Consider the following 25,617-nt stretch of genomic DNA (forward strand, 5'->3'; position numbering starts at 1 on the left):
ACACGTCGGCGGGCGCCCCCGCGATCGAGGGAGATTGTGATCATGAAGCTGCTGCGAGTCGGTACGGCCGGGGCGGAGCGGCCCGCGCTGCTCGACACCGAGGGTGTGCTGCGGGATCTGTCCGGGCTCGTGTCCGACATCGACGGGGCGCTGCTCGCGGACGAGGCCGCACTCAGCCGGATCCGGGACGCCGCCGGCGCCGGGGAGCTGCCCGTGCTGGACGCCATCGGTCTGCGGATCGGGCCGCCGCTGGGGCGGATCGGCAAGATCGTGTGCATCGGGCTGAACTACCACGACCACGCCCGGGAGACCGGCGCCGAGCCGCCCGCCGAGCCGGTGATCTTCTTCAAGGCCGCGGACACGGTGGTCGGGCCGCACGACACCGTGCTCGTGCCGCGGGGGTCCCGGAAGACCGACTGGGAGGTGGAGCTGGCGGTCGTCGTCGGACGCACCGCCCGCTATCTGGAGTCGGCGCGGGACGGGCTCGCGCATGTCGCCGGGTACGCGGTGGCGCACGACGTGTCCGAGCGGGAGTTCCAGATCGAGCGCGGCGGGACCTGGGACAAGGGCAAGAACTGCGAGACGTTCAACCCGCTGGGGCCGTGGCTGGTGACGGCGGACGAGGTGCCCGATCCGCAGCAGCTGTCGCTGCGGCTGTGGGTCAACGGGGAGCTGAAGCAGGACGGGACGACCGCCGAGCAGATCTTCTCCGTGGGGGAGGTCGTGCGGTACGTGAGTCAGTTCATGACCCTGTATCCGGGGGACGTGATCAACACCGGTACGCCTGCGGGCGTTGCGCTGGGGCAGCCGGAGCCGAAGCCGTATCTGCGGGCGGGCGACGTGGTGGAGCTGGAGATCGAGGGGCTGGGGCGGCAGCGGCAGGAGTTCAAGGACGCCTGACCAGTGCCGGAGAGATTGGGGGACCCCGACCACGCGGAGGTCCCCCTTGCCCTGGGTGACGGGTCGGCCTCAGCTCGCCACCGCGCACTGACCGCGGTCTGCGACCTTCGGGCCCTCCGCGGTGGGACGGACGTCGAAGTCGAAGATGCTGGTCGGGAGGTAGAGGGAGCAGCAGGCGTTGGGGATGTCGACGATCCCGCTGATGCGTCCCTCGATGGGGGCCGCACCGAGGAGCAGGTAGGCCTGCTCTCCGGAGTAGCCGAACCTCTTCAGGTACTCGACGGCGTTGAGACAGGCGCGGCGATAGGCGACCGTCGCGTCCATGTAGTAGTTGGTGTCGGTGTCGTGGTCCACGGAGATCCCGATGAAGGACATGAACTCCGAGTACCGCGGCTCGACGTTGCCCGGCATGAAGACGGGGTTGGTCGTGACACCGTACTTCTCCATGCCGCCCTTGATCAGGTCGACGTGGAAGTCGATGTAGCCACCCATCTCGATGGCGCCGCAGAAGGTGATCTCGCCGTCGCCCTGGCTGAAGTGCAGGTCACCGCCCGACAGCTTGGCGTCCTTGACGTAGACGGGGTAGAAGACGCGCGATCCACGAGTGAAGTTCTTGATGTCGTGGTTGCCGCCGTTCTCCCGTGCGGGAACGGTGCGTGCTCCTTCCTGAGCGATGCGTTCCGCGTCCGACCCCGTCGCCTTGCCGGCCAGGGCCTGGTCGGGGTCGGGCGTGAGTCCCAGAGGCGGGATCCGGTCGGGGTCGGTGTCGACCAGGGCCTGCTCACGCCTGTTCCACCGCTGAAGCAGCTCCGCGGATGGCGCTGTGCCGAAGAGACCGGGGTGGGTGATGCCGGTGAAGCGGACACCGGGAAGGTGCCTGGTGGTCGCGCTCTGCCCGTGGAAGTCCCAGATCGCCTTGTAGGCATCCGGGAAGTAGTCCGTCAGGAAGCCTCCGCCGTTGGCCTTGGCGAAAACGCCCGTGTATCCCCAGCCTTCACCCGGTGCGTCGCCGACCTGCTGAGGTACCGGTCCGAGGTCGAGGATGTCGACGATGAGCAGGTCGCCCGGCTCCGCGCCTTCGACGCCTATCGGCCCACTGAGCATGTGGCAACGCTTCAGGTCGACATCGCGAACGTCGTTGGCGGAGTCGTTGTTGCCGATCTGTGCGTCGGTCCATTCCCTGCATTCGACGCGGAACTCGTCCCCCGGGCGGACCATCGCGGCGATCGGAACATCAGGATGCCACCTGTTGTGTCCAGGTACCTCCTGGTCGCGCATCGACCGGGACTGGTCGACGCTGAAGATTACTTCAGGCATGTGAATCCCTCATGTTCCTTTGTATGTGGTGAGCGGTTACGAGGTGGCGCCACAGGTCTAGCCGTGGCTGCCGGCCGGGTAGCCCGGGGCGCCGTACTCCTCCGCGGGCCTGCCGGGCCGCCTGTGGCGCAGTGCGAACCACAGCCCGCCGAAGGTCAGCACACCGAACGCGCCCAGTGCGATCGCGATCTCGTAGAAGTTCTCCGCGACCCAGTAACCGGACAGCAGCATGAATGCCGGGATGACGCCGGTCACCCAGCCTTCGATCGCGGTCACCCAGCCGACATAAGTCGTCAGCCTCTCCAGTTTCAGGCCCAGGAGCAGGAAGAAGAGGAGCCAGAGGAACGCCCAGTAGAGCCATATGACGCCGAATGGCTGATCGCCGAACTGCCGGAAACTGACGAAGGAATAACCCACAGCAACGATGGACACGAACAGCGAGTAATAGCCCACGCCGGTCGTGTCGAGCCCCATCAGCAGGCCGATCCCTACATACAGGTAGGTGAAACCGAAGAGGAAGATGCCCGATGCCAGCAGAATTCGCTCGGGATCCTGGTTCGCGGCGATGATGAGATATGTGGGTGTGAGGACCTGAAGTCCGCCCACGAACAGATTGAATATGGCGGCTGCCCGGCTGTCCACCTTCCCCAGCAGCATCAGCCCGTTCAGGAACAGCACCGCGCCCACGAAGAGAAGCCCGACATTGGCCAAGGGACACACCTCCCGATAACTCACCCTTCCCGGAAGGGCTTACCGGCCGGTCCGACCGCCCTGTCAGGGCCGGGGAAGCCGGGCGAGAGCCGGATGGGTCGGCCTCGGCGCTGCCTCCTTGGGAGGCACCCGCGTGACCACCGCGGGGTTTTCCCGAGACTCTTCCTCCCGCTCGCGCAGGCCCGCGACCGCGGGCAGCGTGAAGGCGGTTCCGGGGGAGGTGTACACGCGCCTGGCGGTATTCGAGCACCGCGGGCAGACCTCCTCGGCCGACGCGGTGCCGATGGGCCGCTTCACGTCGAACGAACCGCAGCGATTGCAGAAATACTCGTACGTCGCCATGAGTGCCGCCCGCTTCCGGCCCTTGACGATGGGCACGGATCTCGTCGATCTGGACACACCGTGAAAAGCTGCCTCTTATTCCAGGCAACGCCTGTGACGACGGCCTGTCAAGGCGAGTTGGGGATGCCCGGGCGCATCAACGGTTCGACGCGCGTACGCCCGACCAGGCCTGTCCGGCATGAACCGCCGGACAGGCCCTGGTGTGTCAGGGCGTGCCCGCGATGGCGCACGCGCGGCACGGGGGCCGGCCGCAGGTGCACTGCATGATGGCGTCCAGCACCTCGCGGTCGTGGTACAGGCACTCGTCCCGGCAGGTGTGGCGCGGGACGAAGCCCGCCTGGAGTTCGTCCGGCCAGGGCTCCTCGCCCTCCCGGCAGCGCACGAACCGCTCCGGGTCCGTGGAGTGCAGCTGCTGCATCCTCTCCCGGGCCTCGCCCTCCAGGTCGCGTGCTTCCCCGACCACTGCCTTGAGCTGGTCGGCGAGACCGGAGAACCTGGCGTCGCCGGTCCTGACATGGGCGGCGCTCAGCGCCATGACGGCGTTGCCCAGGAACCGTCGCGCGTCTTGGAGATCAGTGACGTGGTGCAGCTGGATGCCGGTCACGCCCCTGACCCACACGGCGTCTTCGCTCACTTGTCCACCTTCCGGGCACGGGCGGCCATCGGCGAGGTCACTCGCCTGGAAGGCTCGCATTGCTCTTTTAGGGAAACTAAGTCTGCGACGGTTAGCAGTCCAGCCATTAGCTCGTGAAATGTCTCACAAGATGCTATTCAGTGCGTTTCGCGCGAGTTTCCCTCACGCCAGGAGACCGGCCAGGCGACGCCACGCCTCGCGCGGCAGAGTGTCGCGCGGGCCCGTGTCCTCCACGAGCTGCAGCGCGACGTGGTCCGCGCCCGCCGCGTAGAACGCGGCGATGCGCTCCCGGACGCGGTCCTCGTCGCCCCATGCGAACACCGCGTCGATCAAGCGGTCGCTGCCGCCGTCCGCCAGGTCCGACTCGGTGAAACCGTGGCGGAGGAAGTTGTTCGTGTAGTTCGGGAGCGACAGATACATGGCCAGGTAATCCCGGGCCACACTGCGGGCCCGGGCCGGGTCCCGCTCCAGGACGACCTTCAACTCGGGAGCGAGCAGCGGGGCTTCGCCCAGGATCTCGCGGGCGTATGCCGTGTGTTCCGGTGTGACCAGATAGGGGATCGCGCCGGCCGCGCGGTCCCGGGCCAGCTCCAGGTTCTTCGGGCCCAGCGCCGCCAGCACCCGGCGTTCGGCCGGCACTCCGGCGGCGTCGAGGGCGTCGAGGTGGCCGACCAGGGCCGCGTACGGGCGGCGGTACTGGTCGGCGAGCTTGGCGTGGCTCACCCCGAGGCCCAGCAGGAAGCGGCCGGGGTGGGACGCCTCCAGCTCGGCGAAGGCCGCGGCGGCGTCGGCGGGCTCGTGCTGCCAGATGCTCTGGATGCTGGTGCCGACGGTGATGCTCTTGGTGGCTCGGATGAGCGGGGCGGCGTTCGCGGCGGAGCTGTTGCCGCCCAGCCAGAGCGCGCCGAAGCCCAGCTCCTCCAGCTCGGCCGCCGACTCGTCGACCTCGGAGCGGCGGTCGGGGTCCTCCGAGCGCAGGCCCACGCTCCAGATGCCGTACCGTCCCAGCCGCTCCTTCAGCGAGGCTACGGGGTTGTTCATGGCGCGATCCCTCCGGTTGCCGTGACAGCTGGTACGCGTGTGCCAACCGGAGGGTCGCTCGGGATAATCCCCGGGTCAGACCTGATCGCCCAGGAAGTGCTCCAGCGCCTCCACCACGAAGCGGTGGTCCTGGAGCTGGGGCAGCCCGGACACCGTCACCGCGCCGATGACTCCCACGCCCTCCACGGTGATCGGGAAGGAGCCGCCGTGCGCGGCGTAGGCGTCCGGGTCCAGGCGGGAGGACTCCTCGAACGTCGTGCCCTTGGCCCGGAAGCGGGCCCCGACCAGGTAGGAGGCGGAGCCGTAGCGCTCCACCACCCGGCGCTTGCGGGCGATCCAGGCGTCGTTGTCGGGCGTGGAGCCGGGCAGCGCGGCGTGGAAGAGCTGCTGGCCGGCGCGGTGGATGTCGATGGCGACCGGGGCCTGGCGCTCCCGGGCCAGCTCCACCAGCAGCGAGCCGAGCGCCCAGGCGTCGTCGTGGCTGAACCGCCGGAACACCAGACGGCGTTCCTGCGCCTCCAACTCCTCGACGGTGGGCGTCAGTTCGGGGGTGATTTTCGGGGTCATCGCGCTCTTGTGGCTGTTGGTCACAGGGTCACCGTCACTCCGTCTCGGGCCGAACGGCGGGCCGCTTCCAGTACGTCGAGGGCGGCGGCCGCCTCCAGGGCGGTCACCGGGTTGGGGGCGCCGTCGCGCAGGGCGGCGGCGATCGCGGCGTAGTACGCGGGGTAGTCGCCGGGCAGGGTGCGCAGCGGGCGGCCGCCGCCGGTCAGCGGGGACTCGCCGGAGCCGACGCGGCCCCACAGCGACTCGGGTTCCGTGCCCCAGTCGGCGGACTTCGAGGGGCGCTGCCCGTCCCGGAGGGCCGCCTCCTGCGGGTCGAGGCCGTACTTGACGTAGCCCGCCTGCGAGCCGAGCACCCGGAAACGCGGGCCGAGTTGGGCGGTCGTCGCGGAGACGTAGAGGTGGGAGCGGACGCCGTTCGCGTGCGTGAGGGCGATGAAGGTGTCGTCGTCCGTCGCCGCGCCCGGGCGGCGGATGTCGGCCTCGGCGTACACCGAGGCGGCGGGGCCGAAGAGGACCAGGGCCTGGTCGACGACGTGGCTGCCGAGGTCGTACAGCAGACCTCCGATCTCCGCGGGGTCGCCGGACTCCCGCCAGCCGCCCTTCGGCTGCGGCCGCCACCGCTCGAAGCGGGACTCGAAGCGCCATACGTCACCCAGCTCGCCCTCGGTGAGGAGCCGGCGCAGGGTCAGGAAGTCGTTGTCCCAGCGGCGGTTCTGGAAGACGGACAGGAGCAGGCCGCGCTCCTCGGCGAGGGCGGCCAGCTCACGGGCCTCGGCCGCGGTGCCGGCGACGGGCTTGTCGACGACCACCGGCAGGCCGGACTTCAGGGCGGCGGTGGCGAGGGGGACGTGCGTCCTGTTCGGGGACGCGATGACGATCAGGTCCAGGTCCCCGGCCCGCTCGAACAGCTCGTCCGGGGTGGCGGCGACCCGTACACCCGGGTACTCGGTGCGGGCCTGCTCCTGCCGCTCGGCGTTCGAGGTGACCACCGTGTCCAGGGCGAGGCCCTCGGTGGTGGCGATCAGCGGGGCGTGGAAGACGGAGCCCGCGAGACCGTAGCCGACGAGGCCGACGCGGAGGGGCGAGCCAGGGGGTGTGCCAGTCATACATCCACTTTCGCAACGCTGTTGCCAAAGTGCAAGCGGAGAGGACAATGGGAGTGTGAACAGGCCGAACACCACCACCGGGGCGGGCACGCGCCAGGCCGCGCAGCACGGCAGGCAGCACGGCGTGGGCCAGGGGGCGAATCTGCTGGCGGTGCGCAGCCACAACGCCGCGCTGGTCCTCGATCTCCTGCGCAGGGCCGGGGCGGAGGGCGTCAGCCGGCTGGAACTCGCCGAGCGGACCGGGCTGACCCCGCAGGCCGTCAGCAAGATCACCGGGCGGTTGCGGGACGAGGGCATGGTGAGCGAGGCCGGGCGGCTGGTGTCCACGGGCGGCAAGCCGCGCACGGTGCTGCGGCTGGTGCCGGAGGCCGGGCACGCCGTGGGGGTGCATCTGGACCGGGACGAGCTGCGGGTGGTGCTGGTCGATCTCGCGGGCGCGGTGGTGGACGAGCGCCGTACGGCGATGGACCTCGGGGCGGGGGCCGAGGCCGTGGTGGGGCAGGTGGTGGCCCTCGTCGCGGAGGTCCTCGGCGGCGACGCGGCCGCCGACGTCCGGTCGCTGCTCGGGGTCGGGGTCGCGCTGCCCGGGCCGCTCGATCATGTCCGTGGGGTGCTGCACCGGGTCACCGGGTTTCCGGAGTGGGACGGGTTTCCGCTGCGCGATGTGCTGGCGCGGCGGCTGGAGATGCCGGTGGTGGTCGACAAGGACACGAACGCCGCCGCGCTGGGGCTGGCGGTGGCGGGGGAGGGCCGGTCCTTCGCGTACCTGCACTTCGCGGTGGGGCTCGGCTGCGGGCTGGTGATCGGCGGTGCGGTCCATCGCGGGGCGCGGACCGGGGCGGGCGAGTTCGGGCATCAGGTGGTGCAGCTGGACGGGCCGGTGTGCGAGTGCGGGAACCGGGGGTGCGTCGAGGCACTGTGTCTGGCCGCGGTGGCGCGCGGGGACGTGGAGGAGGCGGCGCGCGTGCTGGGGGTCGGGGCGAGCAACCTGGTCGCGCTGCTCGACGTCGATCTCGTGCTGCTGGGCGGGCGGATCGTCGCGGGCGAGCCGGAGCGGTTCGTACGGGGAGTCGCCGAGGTTCTCGCCGAACGCGCTCGGCGTACGGGGGACCAGGTCGTGCCGGTACGGATCGCGTTCGACGGGAGGTGCGTGGTCGCCGAGGGCGCGGCACAGCTGCTGCTGGCGCCGCTGTTTGGGCGGGTGGTGGGGTGAGTGTTGCCCGGCTGTGCGGGCGGGGCGGTGGGTGAGTGTCGTCCTGCTGTGCGGGGGCGCGCCGGGATGAGTGTTGCTGGGCTGTGCGGGCGGGTGGTGGGGTGAGGGTGGCTCGGCTGTGCGGGCGGGGCGGCGGGTGAGTGGCGTCCGGCTGTGCGGTCTGCCCGATCGGGCGGAGCTGTTGGGCCGTACGGCGCGGTGTTCTCGCGGAGCGGGCGGCGCCCGGCGCGGAATGGGGGCATGCGACTGTGCACGCCCGTCCCCCTCTCCGCCTCCCTCTGTCTGGCCGCAGTAGCCCTCCTCGGCGGAGCCGCGTCGCCGGTGCACGCGGCCGCCGCCGGGCCCGACTGTGCCGCCTCCGACGACCGGCAGTTCCCGATCACCACGCGTATCCACGGCGGCCCCGACTCCTACGACGCCGGCGGCGGGTACGGGATGTGGTCCATCGACCTCACCAACACCACCCAGAGCCCCTGCACCGGCATCCATCCGGTCGTCGTGCTCGTCGACGGCGAGCGGGCGCTGAAGCCGACGCAGCCGCGGCTGGAGTTCTACGAGGGGGCGCGGCCGCGTCCGGTGCGGTTCGAGCGGACCGACCGGGACGAGCTGGTCGGGGCCTTCGGTGCCCTCGGTGACGGGTTCGCGGGGTTCGCGGTGCCGCCCGGGCAGACGCTGACCGTGCGGGTGCGGCTGGCGATGACCTCCGATGCCGTACCGAACGAGGTCACCGCCAACGCGGCCGTCGTGCAGCGGCGTGAGGACGACGGTGACTGGGTTGGGCAGTCGAACGACTATCGGTTCCGGGTGCGGGCGGAGGGGGAGGCAGAGGCGGAGTCGGAGGGGGAGGCGGAGTCGGACGGTGCCGCCACGCCCGACGACGACCCCTCCGCCGCCCCCGACGACCGTCTCCCCTTCGCCGACGAACTCGCCGGAACCGGGCTCACCACTCCCCACGGTGCCCTTGCCGCCGCCTCCTTTGTGCTGGTGGTCACCGGCGGAGCGCTGGTGCTGGTACGGAGGCGGCGGTGAGCAGGTACAGCATGGTGGCGGCGTACATGACCTGTCCGAGCCGGCGGCGTCAGCGCAGGGTGAGGGGAGTCCCGGAGGTCACGTGGGTCAGCTTCTCGGGGTTGCGGACGAAGTAGAGGCCGGTGATGCGGGCGTCCTCGACACGGACGGCCATGACGCCGTCGAACTCGCCGTCCACGTATACGGCGAGTGCGGGGCTGCCGTTGACCACGGTGGGCTCCCACCTGATGGTGGCCTCGAGCTTGGCGGAGCCGCCGAGGTAGAAGCGGACGATCTTCTCGGCGCCGACGACCGGATGCAGCGCGGCCCTCTTCACGCCGCCGCCGTCGCTGAGCAGAACGACGTCGGGGGCGAGTACGTCGAGGAGGTCCTGCGGGTTCCCGGTCTCAACGGCGCGTTGGAAGGACTCCAGGGCGGCCCGGGTCTCGCTCGGGGAGGCCGTCCTGCGGGGGCGGCGGGCGCCGACGTGCCGGCGGGCGCGGTGCGCGATCTGGCGGACGGCACCGGGGCTCTTGCCGACGGACTCGGCGATCTCGTCGTAGTCGACCTCGAAGACCTCGCGCAGCACGAACACCGCCCGCTCGGTCGGGGAAAGGGTTTCCAGGACGAGCATCATCGCCATCGACATGCTCTCGGCGAGTTCGACGTCCTCGGCCACGTCCGGCGTGGTGACCAGCGGTTCGGGCAGCCACTGGCCGACGTACGCCTCGCGGCGGCGCTTCATGGTGCGCAGCCGGTTGAGCGCCTGCCGGGTCGTGATCCGCACCAGGTACGCCCGCTGGTCGCTCACCTGTCCCAGGTCGACCTTGACCCAGCGCAGCCAGGTCTCCTGGAGGACGTCCTCGGCGTCGGCCGCCGATCCGAGCATCTCGTAGGCGACCGTGAAGAGCAGGTTGCGGTGGGCGACGAACGCTTCGGTCGCCAGGTCGGTGGTGCGTTCGGTCATCTCCCGGTCATCTCCCGGTCTCTCTCCCTCGAATGCCTGGTCGGACTGCCCGCCCCGCGATGGCCGACGCCCCGCCGTGCACGACGACACAGGTGTTCTCAGCCGTGGGCGGCCGCTTCGTTCTCCCGGGAGCGGACCGCCTTCTCTGCGGACAGATCCGGCGCGGCGGCCAGGCGGTGCTTGCGCTTGGGCAGGCCGAAGGTCGGGTACGAGATGCCCCACAGCGACATCGCGACGATGCCCGCCTTGACCCGCGCGGCCTTCCGGCCGCCCACGTACTTCGGCTTCGCCTGCGCTTCGCCATCGACCATCTGCAGGATTCCGTCCCGCCGCCCGAGGCTGATGTGGTTGCCGTGGTAGTCCAGCCTGGTGTTCGGGATCTCGCGGCCGGTCAGGCGTCCCACGATCGCGGCCGTGGCCTGCCGGCCGGTGTAGCCGGCCGAAGCGCAGGACATGGGCAGCGGCCGGCCGTTGTCGCCGATGGCGTAGGCGCTGTCGCCGACGGCGTAGACGTCCGGGTGCGAGACCGACCGCATGGTGCGATCGACGACGATCCGCCCGTCCCCGGTGACCTCCAGCCCGCCGGCGGCGGCGATGGGGCCTGCCGCGAACCCGGCCGTCCACACGGTCGCGTCGGACGCGATGGCGGTGCCGTCGGCGCACAGCACCCGCGTCGCTTCGACGGCCTCGACGGTGGTGTGCTCCACGACGGTGATGCCCAGCCGGTCGCAGGCCCGGCGCAGGTGGCTGCGGGCTCCGGCGGAGAGCGGGGCGCCCAGCTCACCACGGGCGACCAGCGTCACCGACAGGCCGGGCCGGGATTCGGCGATCTCGGTGGCGGTCTCGATGCCGGTCAGCCCGTCGCCGACGACCAGCACGCGCCCGCCTTCGCCCCGCCCGGCCTGCCCTTCCAGGTTGTCCAGCCGCTCGCGCAGGTTTAGCGCGGAGGGTCGGCCGGTGACGTCGAAGGCGTGCTCGGCCACACCGGGGACGCCGTGGTCGGCGGCGTGGCTGCCGAGCGCGTAGAGAAGCGTGTCGTAGCCGAGTTCGCCATCACTGTCACCGTCACCGTCACCGTCACCGTCGCCGTCGCCGTCGGCGTCGGCGTCGGCCACGGCGACGATCCGGCGCTCGGGGTCGACGGCGGTGACCCGGGCAAGGCGCAGCCGTATCCCCGTGTCCGCGAAGACGTCGGCGAGCCGGGGAGCCGCGATCTCCTGGCCGGCCGCGAGCTGGTGCAGGCGCAGCCGCTGGACGAAGTCCGGCTCGGCGTTGACCACGGTGATCTCGGTGTCTGCCGGGGACAGTCGGCGGGCCAGGGTCCCGGCCACGTAGGCCCCGGCGTAGCCGGCGCCGAGGACGACGATGCGGTGCTTCATGAGTCACTCCCGTCAGTTCGTCAGTTCGCTTGCTCCCGGAGACTTGAGCGGAACAGCGCCCTGATTCCTGACAGGAACCGACTCCTGCGTATCCGCCTCTGTCTCAAGGGGTTCGGCCTCAAGACACCGCACGAGCGAGCGCTGTGACAGCCTGTGAGACAGATCACTCCACATGCTCGGCGCCAGGCTTCGTGAACCCACGCAAGGGGCCGTCGGTCAACCCGTCAGTCGTCGAAGCGGCGGCGGGAGGCCTCGATGTGACCGAGGTACTGGTGGGTCCAGTCACACAGTCCGTCGATCGTCACTCGCAGGGCCTGGCCCGGCTCGGTGAGGGTGTACTCGACCCGCGGCGGCACGACCGGGTGCACCGTCCGCTTGAGCAGGCCGTTGCGCTCCAGCATGCGCAGGTTCTGGGTGAGCATCTTGTGGCTGATGCCCTCGATCTCGTCGCGCAGTTCACCGAAGCGCAGGGTGCGCTCCCCCAGAGCCTCGATGATCAGGAGGGCCCACTTGTTGGCGACGTCCGAGAAGATCTCCCGAGCCAGAGAGTCGGCGCGCCTCACGTCCGCTTCGTCGCCCGAGGCCTTGAACTGCTTGGTCACCATAAGGTTCCCCAGTCACTGAAAAGTGCGTTCTTCCATGTCAGCGACCACTCTCTTACGGTTTCGAAGTAACCACAAGAGACTAAGCGCGTCGCCGCGCGCCCTCATGACAAGGGAGGCAGCAGCATGCCCATCACCCTGGTGAACCCCAGCGGACTGCCGAAGATCGATGCCTACCAGCAGGTGTCGATCGCGACCGGCTCGAAGCTGCTCTTCATCGCGGGCCAGGTCGCCTGGGATGCCGACGGTGTCACGGTCGGTGAGGGTGACCTCGCCGCTCAGGTCGAGCAGTGCTATCTCAACATCGGCACCGCCCTGGCCGAGGTCGGTGCCTCCCTCGACGATGTGGCGAAACTGACCGTCTACGTCGTCGACTGGACCCCTGACAAGATGCCGCTGCTCCTGGAAGGGATCACCCGGGCGGCCACGAAACTGGGCGTCACCCCGGCACCCCCGGCCACCTTGCTGGGCGTCGCGGCGCTGGACGTACCCGAGCACCTGGTCGAGATCGAAGCCACCGCAGTCATCGACTGAACAGGCCCTCTTCGTCCGGGGCAGCCGGCTGGGCATCGCGCCCGTGGTCGCGGTGACCCCGTGGTCGCGGTGACCTCGTGGTCGCGGTGACATCGTGGGGTTGCCGCAACGAGGATGGCCCCGGACCACGGTCATGGTCCAGGGCCATCCTCGTGCCCGCACGGGCCACGGCAACGAGCCGGCGCCCGGCTGCGCTCAGTGTTCGGCCACGAAAACGTGCGCGGCAGCCTGCGTGGGGAGTTCAGCGACCTCCCCGCCGCTGCCGACCATCACGCCGCCGGGCAACGACGTCACGTTCACGACCGCGCCGGGCTGCACTCCGGCGTGCCGCAGGGTGTGCATCAGCTCGGGGTCGGTCTGGATCGGCTCCCCGATGCGCCGTACGACCGCGCTGGCGCCGTTCGGCCCGGGCCTGAAGTCGCTGAGGCTGACCATGCTCTCGCCGAGGAACGGCTCCACCGTGCTCTTCCCGCCGAGCTCCTCCAGGCCCGGGATCGGGTTGCCGTAGGGCGACTGCGTCGGGTGGCGCAGCAGCTCAAGGACGCGGCGTTCGACGGCCTCGCTCATCACGTGCTCCCAGCGGCAGGCTTCGGCGTGAACGTGCTCCCACTCCAGGCCGATCACGTCGACGAGCAGGCACTCCGCGAGGCGGTGCTTGCGCATCACGCGGGTCGCCAGGCGGCGGCCCTCGTCGGTCAGCTCCAGGTGCCGGTCGCCGGCGACGGACACCAGACCGTCGCGCTCCATCCGCGCCACCGTCTGGCTGACCGTCGGGCCGCTCTGGTTCAGGCGCTCGGCGATCCGGGCGCGCAGGGGGACCGCACCTTCCTCCTCCAGCTCCAGGATGGTGCGGAGATACATCTCCGTGGTGTCGATGAGTTGGGACATGCTGTGGGTCAGGCGGGGGTTTCGGCGGTGGCGGTCAGGACCGCGCGGCCGAGGATGTGGCCGGCCATGGTGAAGCCGAGGACGGCCGGGGTGGCGTCGGCCGCAACGCCGATGGACTCGACGTCGAGGGCGTGCACCACGATGAAGTAGCGGTGCGGGCCGTGCCCGGCCGGCGGGGCGGCGCCGACGAAACGAGCCATGCGGGCGTCGTTGGGCAGCTGGAAGGCACCCTCGGGCAGGCCCGAGCCGGTGTCGTCGCCGGCGCCCTCGGGCAGTTCGGTGACGGTGGCGGGGATGTCGGCGACCGCCCAGTGCCAGAAACCGGACCCCGTGGGGGCGTCGGGATCGTAGACAGTGACGGCGTAGCTCTTGGTGCCCTCCGGGGCGCCGCTCCACGACAGCTGCGGGGAGACGTCCTTCCCGCCGGGGACACCGAAAATTCCGGAGAACTGCTCGGCGGGCCAGGCATCGCCGTCTGTGACGGTGGCGCTGGTAACGGTGAAGGAGGCCGCCTCCGGGAGGCGGGCGAAGGGGTCGTTGGCGCTCATCGCGTCGTTCCTTTCATGCCGTGCTGTAGGGGTGGCGGTGATGCTGGATCGATGATAACACCAATAATCGATTATTCGCTGGATCGTCTATGATGGCGTCATGACTCAGACGGTTCACACCTCGACCTCGGGGAAGCAGATGCTCTCCGAGCAGGTCTATACAGATCTGCGGGACGCGATCATGCGCGGGGACTACGCCCCCGGTGACGCCCTCAAGCCCCAGGACCTGGCCAAGGAACAGGGCGTGAGCCTGGCCGTCGTGCGCGAGGCGCTCGTGCGGGTGGTCGGCGAGGGCCTCGCCGACCGGCTGCCCAACCGCGGATTCGCCGTCCCGGCCTTCTCCGACCGCCGCTGGCAGGAGATCGCGGAGGCCCGCCGGACGATCGAACCGGTCGTGCTGCGCATGTCCATCGAGCGCGGCGATGTCGACTGGGAGGCTCGGGTACGAGCCGCCCACCACCGGCTGGCCCGGACCCCGGCGAACGTGCCGGAGGAGGGCGAGTACTACAGCGGCGCGTGGTCCGAGGCCCACCGGGTCTTCCACCGCACCCTGCTGGAGGGTTGCGGCAACCCCGTCCTGCTGGAGACCTTCGACCGGATGTGGACCGCGAGCGAGCTGGCCCGCCGCTGGTCGGCGCACCGCGTCCCCGACCGGAACCACGTTGAGGAGCACCGTCGACTGGAGGAGGCGGCGCTGGCCCGTGACGCCCACGCCGCGGCCGAGGCGCTGGCCCAGCACCTCACTCTGACCGCGGCCGGACTGACCGGCTGCACCCACCGCGAACCGCATCACGGGACACCGGGTCAGCGGGTGTGATGTGGTGCGGACGTGAGGTTTTCCCAGTTGCGGTGCGCGATGTCGGCCTTCTGCTCGGCGGTGAAGGGGGCGTCCTCAAGGAAGGACCGGGCGACGCCGGCGCTGGTGTCCACGAAGGGGAAGCCACCGGGACGAAACCCGTAGGTGAACGGATAGTCAGTGGAGTACAGCATCCGTTCGGTCCCCACGACGTCGGCTGTCCAGCGAAAGTAGCGGGGGCTGACGGTGCCGCTACCGGCGACCCAGAAGTTCTGCTTGAAGTAGTCGGCGAGAGGGCGAGCCAGGCCACCGGCCTCGGCGAAGAACCCGGTGTGGTCGAGATAGAAGAGCACAACCTCTCCCCAGTGGCCGGCGATCACCTGGAGATCGGGGTACCGGTCGAAGACGCCGGAGAAGATCATCCGCAGGTACTGCACGCCCAGGTCGTAGTACCAGCCGATCGCAGGCCCGGCCAGCGCGGTCCCGATGGGGCCGATGCCCGAGTAGTAGGCGTCCAGCACCGCCTGCACAGGCATCTGCGGGTGGAAGTGGAGGGGGACCTGCAACCGCTCCGCAGCGGCGTACAGCTCGTCGTACTCGGGGTCGTCGGCGAGCCTGGATCCGGTCACCACCCGCGCGGTCGCTGAGGCGGCGGGCGTGCAGCCGCCGGCGATCTACCGGCTGTTCGGCGACAAGGACGGGCTGCTCGACGCGGTGGCCGAGCACGGCTTCGCCGCGTTCCTCGCCACCAAGCACGTCGACCCCGACCCGCGGGAGCCCATCGAGGACCTGAGGGCCGGCTGGGACGTCGCGGTCGAGTTCGGTCTGGCCAATCCCGCGCTGTACACACTGATGTACAGCGAACCCACGAGGACCACCTCGGCCGCCTTCAAGGCCGGCATGGAGATCCTGATGGGCCGTATCCGGCGCCTTGCCGCCGGCGGCTGGCTCCGGGTCAACGAGGAACTCGCGGCTCAGATCATCCATGCCACGGCACGCGGCGCGGTGCTCACCTGGCTGTCCCTGCCCGAGGACCGGCGTGACCCCGCCCTGTTGACCGCTCTACGGGAGGCCATGGTCGCCGCCGTCACCAACCAACAGCCGGCCGTGCAAGACGCGAGCCCGGCAGGCGCCGCCCGCGCCTTGCACGCCGCCCTGCCCGAACAGACGACCCTCAGCAGTGCGGAGCAGTGTCTACTGAGGGAGTGGCTGGAGCGCCTCGCCGCCGACGGCTGAAGCGCCGACGGCGCGTGAACATCGACGAGAACCCGACGAGGCACGTCGAGGCCTGGAAGCCGGCGACCAGCAGCTGAGCCGGGTGGGGTCAGGATCAGCCAGGCCTGACTACCCTGGGGAGCGTCGGTACGCCGTGGTTCCGGCGCCCCGTTCATCCCGCACGTACGCCAGGAGTGATCGACGCACATGGCAGACCGCAAGCCCATCGAGTCATGGCTCACCGACATGGACGGAGTGCTGATCCACGAGGGCGTACCGATCCCCGGCGCCGACGCCTTCATCAAGAAGCTGTGTGAGTCCGGCAAGCCCTTCCTGGTGCTCACCAACAACTCCATGTACACCCCGCGCGACCTGCACGCCCGGCTCAGCCGGATGGGCCTGGACGTGCCGATCGAGAACATCTGGACGTCCGCGCTGGCCACGGCGAAGTTCCTGGACGACCAGCGGCCGGGCGGCTCGGCGTACGTGATAGGCGAGGCCGGCCTGACCACGGCGCTGCACGACATCGGGTACATCCTCACCGACCACGAGCCGGACTACGTCGTCCTCGGCGAGACCCGGACGTACTCCTTCGAGGCCATGACCAAGGCCGTACGGCTCATTCTCGGCGGCGCCCGGTTCATCTGCACCAACCCGGACGAGACCGGCCCTTCCACCGAGGGCCCGCTTCCCGCCACCGGCGCCGTCGCCGCGCTGATCACCCAGGCCACCGGCCGCAAGCCCTACTTCGCGGGCAAGCCGAACCCCCTGATGATGCGCACCGGCCTCAACGCCATCGGCGCCCACTCCGAGAGCAGCGCGATGATCGGCGACCGGATGGACACCGACGTGCTGGCGGGCATGGAGGCCGGCATGCAGACCTTCCTGGTGCTCACCGGCCTGACCAGGCCCGAGCAGGTCGAGGACTTCCCGTACCGGCCGTCGAAGGTCGTCGACTCGATCGCGGACCTCGTGGACCGCGTGTAGCCACCTGCGGGTCCGCACCTCCGCCGTCGTAAACCACCCTCCGGGCACACCCGGGCAAAACCCACCCGTACGGAGCAGTCCCGCCCCCACCGAGGATGCGGGGGCGGGTCGCGCGGGGGAGTCTCCAGGTATCTGGAGGTTTCACGATGGGTTCACTGCGACTCACTCTCTGTACGGGTGTCCTGGCCGCCACCGCCACCCTCACCCCGGCGGCCCACGCGGCGGACGGCGGTGTCTCGGTCAGCCCGTCCGTCCCGGCCCCCGGCAGCGATCTCGCGCTCCGGGCGACCGGCTGCACGGGCCGTACCGGCATCGCCTCCTCGGCCGCTTTCGTCACCGACGCCCGGCTCAGCGGCTCGGACGGCCTGCTGACCGGCGAGACCCGCGTCCGCTCCACGCTCCCGCTGGGGCAGCACTACGAGGTCAAGGTCACCTGCGACGGCGCGGACGGCCCCAAGTCGATCACGGCACCCCTCACCCTCGCCGGCGCCCCCACATCCCTGTCGGCCCCCGACTCCCCGTCGTCCGTGTACGCCTCCCCGGTCGCCCCCGTCAGGGCGGGCGGCGGCGGTACGGCGCACCTCGCCGCGGTGGACGCCCGCGGCACCGGCCCCAACACGGCACACGCCATCACCGGACTGGTCCTCGCCGGAGCCGCCGGTGTCGCCGTCGTGGTGATCGGCAGCCGCCGCAACCGCCGGACGGGTTTGACCGATCATGTTTGACCGGGAACGCTCCATCGGCACCGGGCGGCTGGTCACAGGCGTGGTCTGGGCGCTGCTGCTGCTCGGGCTGTGGCTGTGGGGCCGTGAGGTGACCGACGTACGGCACGGCATCTCCGCGCCCACCACCGGCGACATGGCGGCGGCGGGCCGCCCGCCCGTCGCCGACCTGCCGCCCCCCGCCGAGCCCCTGACCGGCGCGCTGCCCCAGCGCCTCGACATCCCCGGCCTCGGCGTCCAGGCGCCGGTCGTGGCCCGCGGGCTCGACACGCAGGGGGCGGTCGATCCACCGCCGTACGACCAGCCGGCCGTCGTCGGCTGGTACGCGGCCGGCGCCAAGCCGGGCGAGGTCGGCGCGGCGCTGATGGTGGGCCACGTCGACACCGAGACCCGCCCCGCCGTCTTCTACCGGCTCAGCGCCCTGCAGCCCGGCGCCATCGTCCGGGTGGTCCGCGCCGACGGCAAGGTAGCCGAGTTCACCGTCGACGACGTCAAGGTCCTCAGCCGCGACCACTTCGACGCCCAACAGGCGTACGGCGTACGGAAGTCCGGGCGGGCGGAGTTGCGGCTGATCACCTGCGGCGGCACCTTCGACCGCACCACCCGCAGCTACACGGCGAACGTGGTCGTCTCGGCGTACCTCACCGGAACCGGCCTGTAACAGCTCCCCGCCAAGCCCGACGGCGGCCTCGTGGGGGCAGTGCCACCTATGTCAGGATTGGGGCCGATACCAGTGCACCCAAGGGGGAGTTGGATGTACGGCAGCAGGGGGGCGGCCGGAGTGCGGGCGACCGCGGTGGTGCTGGGGGCGGCACTGCTGATCGCGGGGTGCTCGTCCGGCGACGGCGGCGACGACAGTGACCGGGACGGCGGTGACCGGACCACCGGCGCCGGGATCACCCAACAACCCAAGGACGCTGCCCCGTTCTGGGTCAACCCGGACGGGAACGCGGCCCAGCAGGTCGCCGACTACGTGAAGAACGGCCGGCAGACCGAGGCCGACCAGATCCGCAAGATCGCTCAGCAGCCGACCGGTGAGTGGATCGGCCCGGAGAACCCCGAGCAGGAGGCGCGCGGCTTCACCGAGGCCGCCGCGAAGGCCGACCGTACGGCCCTGCTCGTCCTCTACAACATCCCGCACCGCGACTGCGGCCAGTACTCGGGAGGCGGCGCCGCCGACGGCAACGCCTACCGCGCCTGGATCGACGGCGTCGCCCAGGGCATCGGCGACCGCTCCGCGACGGTGATCCTGGAACCGGACGCCGTGCTGCACCTGGTGGACGGCTGCACGCCGGGCGAGTTCCACGAGGAGCGCTACGACCTCCTCACGTACGCCGTCGACAAGCTCAAGTCCCAGCAGAACACCAAGGTCTACCTGGACGCGGGCAACGCCGGCTGGGGCCACCCCGACCAGATCCACGAGCCCCTCAACCGCGCCGGCATCGCCCGGGCCGACGGCTTCTCGGTCAACGTCTCCAACTTCTACTCCACCGAGGACTCCATCACCTACGGCAAGCAGCTCTCCGCCAAGGTCGGCAACAAACACTTCGTCATCGACACCAGCCGCAACGGCAACGGCCCCTACACAGAGGGCGACCCCGACGAACGCTGGTGCAACCCTCCGGGCAGGGCCCTGGGAGAAACCCCGACGACCAACACGGCCGACCCGCTGGTGGACGCCTACCTCTGGATAAAACGCCCCGGAGAATCGGACGGCGAGTGCAAGGGCGGCCCGAAGGCAGGGGCTTGGTGGCCGACCTACGCCTTGCAACTGGCGCAAGCCTCAACGCCTTAGGGGCGCGGGGCTGTATCAATGTGCGGCTCCGCCGCGTGGGCGCGACCAGCCACAGCGCTCCCGCACTCGAACTACACCTGCGGGAGCGCTACGGCACCCTCACCCACCGCGCCTCACTAGGCGTCCCCTGATCATCCACCACAAACAGCATGTACCACCCACCCTGCACCAGATTCCGATTCTCCGGCACAGTCACCGTCACCTTGTCCCCGGAGACAGCGAAGTCCAACGCAATGGACCGCTGATCCACATCCGTCACATGCGTGGACGCACTCGGCCGAATCAACCGCACCTTCTCAATCGACGCCGCGTGCTTCGAGGTGAACGCCCCCGACTCCCCACGCTCAATCGTCTGCGGCCCACCGGACAACGACGGCCGAGCCCCCCGATACAGATACGGCGGCGTATAGATCTCGATCCGCTGCTCGAACTTCCCCGGCTTCGTATTCGCCGCATCGCCGAACAACGAGTCCGACCCGAAGAACATCACCCGCCCGTCGGGCAACAGAATCGACCCCGCGTGATAGTTCCGCCCCACCAGGGGATCCGCGACCCGCTCCAACTCATTGCGCTCCGGGTCGTACAGCCGCGCCTCCAGAATGTTGGAGTCGCTGCGCCCCCGATAGTCCTCCGAGCCCCCGGAGATCAGCACACTGTCGTCCGGCAGCACGGAAGCCTGCGGATACCGGGTGCCCTTGTCCAGCGACGGCCCGTCCACGAACCGCGGCTCGTCAGCCTTCAGATCCACGATCCGCGTCTTCTCACTGGACAGCCTGGACTCACCGACCCCACCCCCACCGATCACCATGTACTTCTCGTCCTGCGCGGGCGGAAGCAACACGGAGTTCGCGGTCTCCAGCATGTTCGCATCGCTCATACCGGGCACCTTGGTGAACTTGTTGGTCTCCACATCCCAGATCCCCGGATCCCGGCCCACATCATCCGGCCCGTACCCGGCGTTCGCCCCGGAGTAGAAGACCTTCCCGTTCTGCATCAGGAACAGCGCCGGATACGTCGGGAACTGCCGCTCCTTCTCGGTGTAGCTCCACTTCCTGGTCTCCGGGTCGTAGATCTCGTTCTTCCCCGGCACCAACTGCCCGATGTCGTCCAGCCCGGACACACTGAGGATCTTGCCGTCGCTCAATGTGGTGAGCGTCGGATACCAGCGGGCCTCCTTCATCGGATCGACCTTGATGTACTTCTCGGCGACCGGGTCGAACTCGTAGGCGTCCCGGATCCCCTGGAAGTCCTTCTTGTCCAGCGCCAGCTTCTGCGCGATGCCGTACGTGTTGCGCGCGTCCGCCCCGGTCAGTCCCTGGACGGTGTAGTTGTCCTGCGTGCCGGTCTCGTACTTCGCGCCTTCCTTCGCGGCCTCGACATAGATCCGCCCGAACCCGGGGTCGTTGCGCAGAAACCGCCCGGTCGCCTTGTCGAAGACCTTCTTCGCGCGCGGCACCAGCACCGGGTCCTTGGAGACGAACGTCTTGCCGTTCTCCTTGCCGGTGAACTTCGTGCCCGCGGGCAGCGTCATCGGCTTGTCCGGGTTCTCGTTGTAGACGATCATCAGGCCACCGGCCTTCTTCACGTCACCCTTGAGTTTCTCGTACCGCTTGGTACCGCCCGCGATGAGCAGATTGCCGTTCGCCAACTGCGTATGGCCGGTGCAGAACAGGTCGTTGGGCGTCGGGATCTTCTTGATGGTGCCCTTGACCGGATCCCACAGCCGCGTGTCGAACTTCTTCGCGTCGAAGTTGTCCTGGTTGTTGCCGGACCCGGCCACCAGCAGGATCTTGCCGGTGTGCAGCAGCGCCGCGTGAATGGTGTTCTGGCGGTACTCCTTGGGGAACTCGACGATCTCCCAGCGGCCGTTCTCCGCTTTGTACTCGGGTCTGTTGATCTGGTACTGGTGGTATTTCTCGGTTCCGACCTGATAGAGCCATGGCCCGTTCGCTCCGGCCAGCGCGAGTACCACCGCCGCGGCTATCGCGAGTCGACGGGCGCGGCGGCGCCCGGCACGGTCGTTCATTCCTTACGCCCCCCAAGTCCACCCAGAGCGATCTGCATGGTCTGGTCGTCGCCCCCGGGCGCGGCCACCCACGTGGGCCGCTGCCGGGGGGCGTGCGGTGCGTACGGCGACGCCACCGGGTGCGCCGGAGTCGGAGTGGGCACCGCGTCCTGCGGCTCCGGCGCGCCAGGAGCCGCGGCGGGCCGCCGCTTCGCCCGCCGCAGCTCCCAGCGCCAGGCGAACACCGGCGTGGCGGTGATCAGCAACGCGAACGACGCCCAGATGATCATCGCGGGGTGGGAGTTGCCGAAGTGAAAACCGGCGGCGATCGAGCCACCGAAGATCAGGACGAAGTACCAGTGGTACCGGAAGGTCCCGAACCAGCGGTCCGGGCTCGCGGAGTCGCCCTTGGGCGTGACCACGAACTTGCTCTTGCGGCGCAGCACCGAGTCGATCAGCGCCTTCGCGTACAGCGGCGCCGACAGCGCGGACATCACCATGCCGGCCACCCCGCCGGAGCCCTCCGGCTCGTGCGGGGAGACGTTGTGGCGGCGGTTCCAGACGTACAGGCCGATCTGCAGGGCGGAGGCGTTGCCGTAGAGCATCAGCCAGACCGCCGGGTCGATGTTCACCCCCGAGGCGCCGAGGCCCAGGAACAGCGCGCAGCTCAGCGCCGCGAGGATCCAGTTCAGGGCCGACATCGGATAGAAGATGATCATCATCGTGTAGTTGAAGAGCTTGGTCGGCGGCAGCGAGTACCAGCCCTTCCAGTACTGCTTGAGGATCGTCTCGTAGGTCCCGCGCGACCAGCGCATCTGCTGGGTGAAGAAGTCCGTCCAGGCGCTCGGGCCCTCACCGACCGCGAGCACGTCCGGGGTGTAGACCGACTTCCACTTCCTGCCGGTGGCCGGGTTGCGGTGCCGGTGGATCTCGAAACCGGTCGCCATGTCCTCGGTGATCGAGTCGTACAGCCCGCCGATCTGCTTCAGCGCCTTGATCCGTACGGCGTTGGAGGTGCCGACGAACATCGGGGCGCCGTAGCGGTTGCCGGCGCGCTGGATCAGCGCGTGGAAGAGAAACTGCTGCGACTCGGCGGCCTTGGTGACGAACGTGTCGTAGTTGCCGTACACCTGCGGGCCGATCACGAAGCCGACGTCCGGGTCGCGGAAGAAGCCGAGCATCCGCTCCAGGTAGTTCGGCAGCGGTACGTGGTCGGTGTCGACGGACGCGAAGAAGTCGTAGTCGTCGCCGTGGGCGTCGAGCCAGGCGTTGTAGTTGCCGTGCTTGGTCCTGGCGCGGTGCGGGCCCTTGGCCTGGTTCCACTTCGCGACGCCCTTGCGGGAGAAGTGGTGCACGCCGAGCCGGGCGCAGACCTCCTTGACCGCCGGGTCGTCGCCCTCGTCGAGCAGCCAGACGTGCATCAGGCCCCGGTGGCGGATCCTCACCGCCGCCTCCAGGGTCTTCGTCACCATCTCCAGCGGCTCCTTGCCGGGCACGAAGGAGGTGAGGAAGGCGACTCTCGTGCCGGTCTCCGGCACCACCGGTATGGGGTCGCGGGCGACCAGCGTGGCGTGCGCGTTGGACAGCACGTTCATACAGCGGAAGAACTCGATCAGACCGATCGACACCAGCATCACGAGGTCCAGCGCGGGCAGGAAGTCGTGCGCCGGGTAGTCGCGTTGGGTCCAGTGCCCGGGCTGGAGCAGCCAGACCAGCAGGACCAGCGAGAGCAGGGGCGCCGCCGCCAGCATCAGGGCCACACGGACGCGGTGCGGCTCCTGGGAGATCAGCGAGCGGTACCGCACCTTGTACGGCTTGTCGGGATCGGGCTCGGTGAGGGGGCCGGCCAGCCGGCTGTAGTGCTCGTAGTCGTACCGCGGCAGGGTCTTTCTGATCCGGCGGAACGTTCCCGTGCTGCCGGTCCGGTGCGCAGGCACCCTGAGCGTCATGAGTCATCCCCCCACACGCGGTGCTGAAGTCCGCGTGTCCCTCCGTTGACATGGAACTGCGACGTACCGGTCGCGTGACGCCCCCCGGCATCACTCCATGAACGGGGCCCCCTCCCCGCACCACCTGCAACCGGTTTCTGTCCCCCCAATTGGCGCGTATCCGCGGCCTCTTGAAAACCAGGGTTCTACGGCGTTCCGCATGATCGCAAGATGGGATACAGGGTATTTACCCGTTATACGGGCTCAATCGGACGCAAGTTGGCGTCGGCTGGTGCGCTTGAGAACAGTCGGGTACGAATGTGGCGGAAGTGGTCCCTTATGGCTTCCTCGGCGCGGAGCGAGTCGCCGGACCGGACCGCGTCCAGGATCTCTCGGTGCTGCCGGCAGGTGATCCGCGGATCCTGCGGCACCTCCACAAGGTCCCTGCTCACCCGGTGGAAGGCGTCCCAGAACGCTTCCAGCACCTCGCTCAGCAGCACGTTGTCCAGCCCCCGGTAGAGGGTGGTGTGAAAGGCCCGGTCGGTCTCGGCGAGGCCGCCCCCCTGCGCGGCCCGCTGATCCATCCGGTCCACCAGCGCCTCCAGTTCCACGAGGTCCGGCTCCGGGAGCCGCCCCGCGAGCCGGGACACCAGTCCCGTCTCCACCGCCTCACGCAGCTCCAGCAACTGCAGCAGGCTGTCCTCGCCCCGGTGGTGCCCGGCGACCGTGCGGAAGGCGAGGCCCTCGATCATCGGGGCGAGGGACATACGGCCGACGTAGGTGCCGAAGCCGTGCCGTATCTCGACGATCCCCATCGCCTGGAGGGCCTTCAGTGCCTCCCGGACCGAGTTCCGGCTCGCCCCGAGGAACGCCATCAGCTCGGGCTCGGTCGGCAGCGGCGCCCCGGAGGCCAGCCGGCGGTCGACGATGAGCTTCTTGATCCTCTCCTGGAGGTCACGCGCTGCCATGGCCAGAGGGTAACCGGCGATAATCGGGGAGGACCCTCTTCCGACCCTCTTCCGCCCATGCAGAAGGCCCCTCACCACGGTGAGGGGCCTCGCTGTCGAGTGCGCCGCCAGGGACTCGAACCCCGGACCCGCTGATTAAGAGTCAGCTGCTCTAACCAACTGAGCTAGCGGCGCGTGCTGACGTCGTTAACTCTACATGACCTCTCGGGGTGCTCCGGACCGCCGGGAAGGGGCCGGGCGGGCCCGGGCGGGGTGCCGTACATCGTTCGGACCGTCAACATGCGCGCCCGGAAGACAGTTGTGAAACTGATCAACGTGCACTGGCCCGGAAATTCCCACCTGGAGTGTGAGGGGAATCGCATGGAAACTCCAGTATTCGAGGAAATCGACCCCGCGAGCGACTGCGACTGCCCCGGGTGCGCCCACTGGCGCCGCGTACTCCCGCATTCCGCCCCCCACCGCCTCGCCGCCCACCCCGCCACCCGACGCGCCCTCGCCCTGGCCGCCGTGACCTCCACGGCCCTCGGCGTCGGCCACACCGCACCGGCCCTCGCCGCCGCCCACGCTCCCCTGCGACCCGGCGTTCCCGCAGATGACGAGCCTCAGAACCCGCAGGACGGCAGGACCCCGCTGTACGGCCCGGCCGGGGCGCCGGTCAAGCCGTTGGACGCGGGGAAGATCCCCGAGATCACCCGCGCGAAGATCATCGAGCGCGCCCAGAAATGGGTCGACGCCAAGGTGCCGTACAGCATGACCTCCTACTGGGAGGACGGTTACCGGCAGGACTGCTCGGGCTATGTCTCGATGGCCTGGAGCCTGCCGCAGAACGAATGGACCGGCTCGCTCCACGCCTTCGGCACCCGCATCACCAAGGCGGAACTCCAGCCCGGCGACATGCTGCTGTTCCACAACCCGGACAACCCGCAGAACGGCTCGCACGTCGTCCTTTTCGCCGGCTGGACCGACTACACCCGGACGGGCTATGTGGCGTACGAGTCGACCCGCCCGCATGCTCGTCGGCAGATCACCCCGTACGCCTACTGGAAGAACTCCGACCGATACATCCCGTATCGCTACAAGGGTGTGGTGGAGGAGTCACCTGCGACGCCACCCGTGGCGCCACCCGCCACCCCGCCCGAGACCCCGACGGCACCCTCGGGCGATCCCCGGCAGGACGACAAGCGGGCCCCGACGCCGTATCCGGGGCGGGCGATGTTCCGGCCCGGCGCGAACAACCCGTATGTCACGCAGCTCGGCAGACAGCTGGTGAAGAAAGGGTTCGGCAGGCACTACCCGAACGGGCCGGGCCCGCGCTGGGGAGAGGCGGACCGGCGCGGCGTCGAGGCCTTCCAGCGCACCCAGGGCTGGCGGGGCGGCGCGGCGGACGGCTACCCGGGGCCGGAGACCTGGCGGCGGCTCTTTTCCTGACCGACGACCTGTCCCC

Annotated in this window: 27 protein-coding genes and 1 tRNA gene; 12 read left to right on the top strand and 16 right to left on the bottom strand. The window is 69.7% G+C overall.

Going from position 1 to position 25,617, the window contains the following annotated elements:
* The first annotated feature begins 42 nt into the window (after nt 1-42).
* Nucleotides 43-900 (top strand): fumarylacetoacetate hydrolase family protein, encoded by an 858-nt coding sequence (locus HJD23_RS26495; protein ID WP_171114056.1) that lies wholly within the window; start codon nt 43-45, stop codon nt 898-900.
* Between the two features lie 69 nt (nt 901-969).
* Here the strand turns inward: HJD23_RS26495 and fmdA are convergent, their stop codons facing one another.
* Both fmdA and HJD23_RS26505 read right to left on the bottom strand, forming a co-directional pair.
* Nucleotides 970-2,217: a formamidase gene (gene fmdA, locus HJD23_RS26500; RefSeq protein WP_171114055.1), complete on the bottom strand. Its 1,248-nt coding sequence runs from the start codon at nt 2,215-2,217 to the stop codon at nt 970-972.
* A gap of 57 nt (nt 2,218-2,274) precedes the next feature.
* Nucleotides 2,275-2,928 (bottom strand): AmiS/UreI family transporter, encoded by a 654-nt coding sequence (locus HJD23_RS26505; protein WP_171114054.1) that lies wholly within the window; start codon nt 2,926-2,928, stop codon nt 2,275-2,277.
* 133 nt (nt 2,929-3,061) lie between these two features.
* Between HJD23_RS26505 and HJD23_RS44100 the strand changes: the two genes are divergently transcribed.
* Nucleotides 3,062-3,334, top strand: a complete 273-nt coding sequence (locus HJD23_RS44100) for a hypothetical protein (protein WP_240980817.1) — start codon at nt 3,062-3,064, stop codon at nt 3,332-3,334.
* Nucleotides 3,335-3,475: 141 nt separating this feature from the next.
* Here HJD23_RS44100 and HJD23_RS26515 read toward each other — a convergent pair whose 3' ends face one another.
* From HJD23_RS26515 to HJD23_RS26530, 4 genes are all read right to left on the bottom strand, one after another.
* Nucleotides 3,476-3,904: a hypothetical protein gene (locus HJD23_RS26515; RefSeq protein ID WP_171114053.1), complete on the bottom strand. Its 429-nt coding sequence runs from the start codon at nt 3,902-3,904 to the stop codon at nt 3,476-3,478.
* A gap of 162 nt (nt 3,905-4,066) precedes the next feature.
* Nucleotides 4,067-4,945 (bottom strand): LLM class F420-dependent oxidoreductase, encoded by an 879-nt coding sequence (locus tag HJD23_RS26520; RefSeq protein ID WP_171114052.1) that lies wholly within the window; start codon nt 4,943-4,945, stop codon nt 4,067-4,069.
* 75 nt (nt 4,946-5,020) lie between these two features.
* Nucleotides 5,021-5,512: a heme-degrading domain-containing protein gene (locus tag HJD23_RS26525; protein ID WP_171118749.1), complete on the bottom strand. Its 492-nt coding sequence runs from the start codon at nt 5,510-5,512 to the stop codon at nt 5,021-5,023.
* Between the two features lie 20 nt (nt 5,513-5,532).
* Nucleotides 5,533-6,618, bottom strand: a complete 1,086-nt coding sequence (locus HJD23_RS26530) for a Gfo/Idh/MocA family oxidoreductase (protein WP_171114051.1) — start codon at nt 6,616-6,618, stop codon at nt 5,533-5,535.
* Between the two features lie 124 nt (nt 6,619-6,742).
* On the opposite strand from HJD23_RS26530, the gene HJD23_RS26535 reads away from it, so the two are divergent.
* Together HJD23_RS26535 and HJD23_RS26540 are read left to right on the top strand one after the other, a co-directional pair.
* Entirely contained in the window at nt 6,743-7,831 is a 1,089-nt protein-coding gene (locus HJD23_RS26535) for an ROK family transcriptional regulator (RefSeq protein ID WP_346770343.1), read from the top strand.
* 240 nt (nt 7,832-8,071) lie between these two features.
* Nucleotides 8,072-8,860: a hypothetical protein gene (locus tag HJD23_RS26540; RefSeq protein WP_171114049.1), complete on the top strand. Its 789-nt coding sequence runs from the start codon at nt 8,072-8,074 to the stop codon at nt 8,858-8,860.
* Between the two features lie 49 nt (nt 8,861-8,909).
* Here HJD23_RS26540 and HJD23_RS26545 read toward each other — a convergent pair whose 3' ends face one another.
* The 3 genes from HJD23_RS26545 to HJD23_RS26555 all read right to left on the bottom strand — a co-directional run bounded on the left by HJD23_RS26545 (nt 8,910) and on the right by HJD23_RS26555 (nt 11,790).
* Nucleotides 8,910-9,806 carry an RNA polymerase sigma-70 factor gene (locus tag HJD23_RS26545; protein ID WP_171114048.1) on the bottom strand — a complete coding sequence of 299 codons (897 nt, stop codon included), beginning with the start codon at nt 9,804-9,806 and terminating at the stop codon, nt 8,910-8,912.
* 98 nt (nt 9,807-9,904) lie between these two features.
* Complete coding sequence (locus HJD23_RS26550; protein WP_171114047.1) at nt 9,905-11,185, bottom strand: FAD-dependent oxidoreductase; 1,281 nt, start codon at nt 11,183-11,185, stop codon at nt 9,905-9,907.
* 224 nt (nt 11,186-11,409) lie between these two features.
* Complete coding sequence (locus HJD23_RS26555; protein WP_171114046.1) at nt 11,410-11,790, bottom strand: helix-turn-helix domain-containing protein; 381 nt, start codon at nt 11,788-11,790, stop codon at nt 11,410-11,412.
* Between the two features lie 123 nt (nt 11,791-11,913).
* On the opposite strand from HJD23_RS26555, the gene HJD23_RS26560 reads away from it, so the two are divergent.
* A complete protein-coding gene (locus tag HJD23_RS26560; protein WP_171114045.1) occupies nt 11,914-12,321 on the top strand; it encodes a RidA family protein in 408 nt (135 codons plus the stop codon).
* A gap of 195 nt (nt 12,322-12,516) precedes the next feature.
* Here HJD23_RS26560 and HJD23_RS26565 read toward each other — a convergent pair whose 3' ends face one another.
* Nucleotides 12,517-13,209 carry a metal-dependent transcriptional regulator gene (locus HJD23_RS26565; protein ID WP_171114044.1) on the bottom strand — a complete coding sequence of 231 codons (693 nt, stop codon included), beginning with the start codon at nt 13,207-13,209 and terminating at the stop codon, nt 12,517-12,519.
* A gap of 8 nt (nt 13,210-13,217) precedes the next feature.
* Nucleotides 13,218-13,757 carry a YbhB/YbcL family Raf kinase inhibitor-like protein gene (locus HJD23_RS26570; protein ID WP_171114043.1) on the bottom strand — a complete coding sequence of 180 codons (540 nt, stop codon included), beginning with the start codon at nt 13,755-13,757 and terminating at the stop codon, nt 13,218-13,220.
* A 100-nt stretch (nt 13,758-13,857) separates the two neighbouring features.
* Here HJD23_RS26570 and HJD23_RS26575 point away from each other — a divergent pair, with 100 nt between their 5' ends.
* Nucleotides 13,858-14,574 carry a GntR family transcriptional regulator gene (locus HJD23_RS26575; RefSeq protein ID WP_171114042.1) on the top strand — a complete coding sequence of 239 codons (717 nt, stop codon included), beginning with the start codon at nt 13,858-13,860 and terminating at the stop codon, nt 14,572-14,574.
* On the opposite strand, the gene HJD23_RS26580 is transcribed toward HJD23_RS26575, so the two are convergent.
* Nucleotides 14,562-15,182 carry an amidohydrolase family protein gene (locus HJD23_RS26580; RefSeq protein ID WP_240980819.1) on the bottom strand — a complete coding sequence of 207 codons (621 nt, stop codon included), beginning with the start codon at nt 15,180-15,182 and terminating at the stop codon, nt 14,562-14,564. The genes HJD23_RS26575 and HJD23_RS26580 overlap by 13 nt on opposite strands.
* A 28-nt stretch (nt 15,183-15,210) precedes the next feature.
* On the opposite strand from HJD23_RS26580, the gene HJD23_RS26585 reads away from it, so the two are divergent.
* From HJD23_RS26585 to HJD23_RS26605, 5 genes are all read left to right on the top strand, one after another.
* A complete protein-coding gene (locus HJD23_RS26585) occupies nt 15,211-15,789 on the top strand; it encodes a TetR/AcrR family transcriptional regulator (RefSeq protein ID WP_332112421.1) in 579 nt (192 codons plus the stop codon).
* Nucleotides 15,790-15,975: 186 nt separating this feature from the next.
* On the top strand, nt 15,976-16,755 hold the full coding sequence (locus HJD23_RS26590) for an HAD-IIA family hydrolase (RefSeq protein WP_171114041.1): 780 nt from the start codon (nt 15,976-15,978) through the stop codon (nt 16,753-16,755).
* A gap of 146 nt (nt 16,756-16,901) precedes the next feature.
* Nucleotides 16,902-17,480 (top strand): hypothetical protein, encoded by a 579-nt coding sequence (locus HJD23_RS26595; RefSeq protein ID WP_171114040.1) that lies wholly within the window; start codon nt 16,902-16,904, stop codon nt 17,478-17,480.
* A complete protein-coding gene (locus HJD23_RS26600) occupies nt 17,473-18,138 on the top strand; it encodes a class F sortase (RefSeq protein ID WP_171114039.1) in 666 nt (221 codons plus the stop codon). The genes HJD23_RS26595 and HJD23_RS26600 overlap by 8 nt, the downstream gene beginning before the upstream one ends.
* 93 nt (nt 18,139-18,231) lie before the next feature.
* Entirely contained in the window at nt 18,232-19,272 is a 1,041-nt protein-coding gene (locus HJD23_RS26605) for a glycoside hydrolase family 6 protein (protein ID WP_171114038.1), read from the top strand.
* 88 nt (nt 19,273-19,360) lie between these two features.
* Here the strand turns inward: HJD23_RS26605 and HJD23_RS26610 are convergent, their stop codons facing one another.
* The 4 genes from HJD23_RS26610 to HJD23_RS26625 form a co-directional block, all read right to left on the bottom strand.
* Entirely contained in the window at nt 19,361-21,298 is a 1,938-nt protein-coding gene (locus HJD23_RS26610) for a kelch motif-containing protein (RefSeq protein WP_171114037.1), read from the bottom strand.
* Nucleotides 21,295-23,226 carry a cellulose synthase catalytic subunit gene (locus HJD23_RS26615; RefSeq protein ID WP_171114036.1) on the bottom strand — a complete coding sequence of 644 codons (1,932 nt, stop codon included), beginning with the start codon at nt 23,224-23,226 and terminating at the stop codon, nt 21,295-21,297. Before HJD23_RS26615 ends, HJD23_RS26610 begins: the two co-directional genes overlap by 4 nt.
* A gap of 233 nt (nt 23,227-23,459) precedes the next feature.
* On the bottom strand, nt 23,460-24,173 hold the full coding sequence (locus HJD23_RS26620; protein ID WP_171114035.1) for a FadR/GntR family transcriptional regulator: 714 nt from the start codon (nt 24,171-24,173) through the stop codon (nt 23,460-23,462).
* Between the two features lie 100 nt (nt 24,174-24,273).
* Nucleotides 24,274-24,347 (bottom strand) — tRNA-Lys (locus HJD23_RS26625).
* A 186-nt stretch (nt 24,348-24,533) separates the two neighbouring features.
* Between HJD23_RS26625 and HJD23_RS26630 the strand changes: the two genes are divergently transcribed.
* Entirely contained in the window at nt 24,534-25,601 is a 1,068-nt protein-coding gene (locus tag HJD23_RS26630; protein WP_171114034.1) for a peptidoglycan-binding protein, read from the top strand.
* The last annotated feature ends 16 nt before the right edge of the window (nt 25,602-25,617 follow it).

The organism is Streptomyces sp. Z423-1 (genome assembly GCF_013009255.1).
GTDB classification, from domain to species: domain Bacteria; phylum Actinomycetota; class Actinomycetes; order Streptomycetales; family Streptomycetaceae; genus Streptomyces; species Streptomyces gossypiisoli.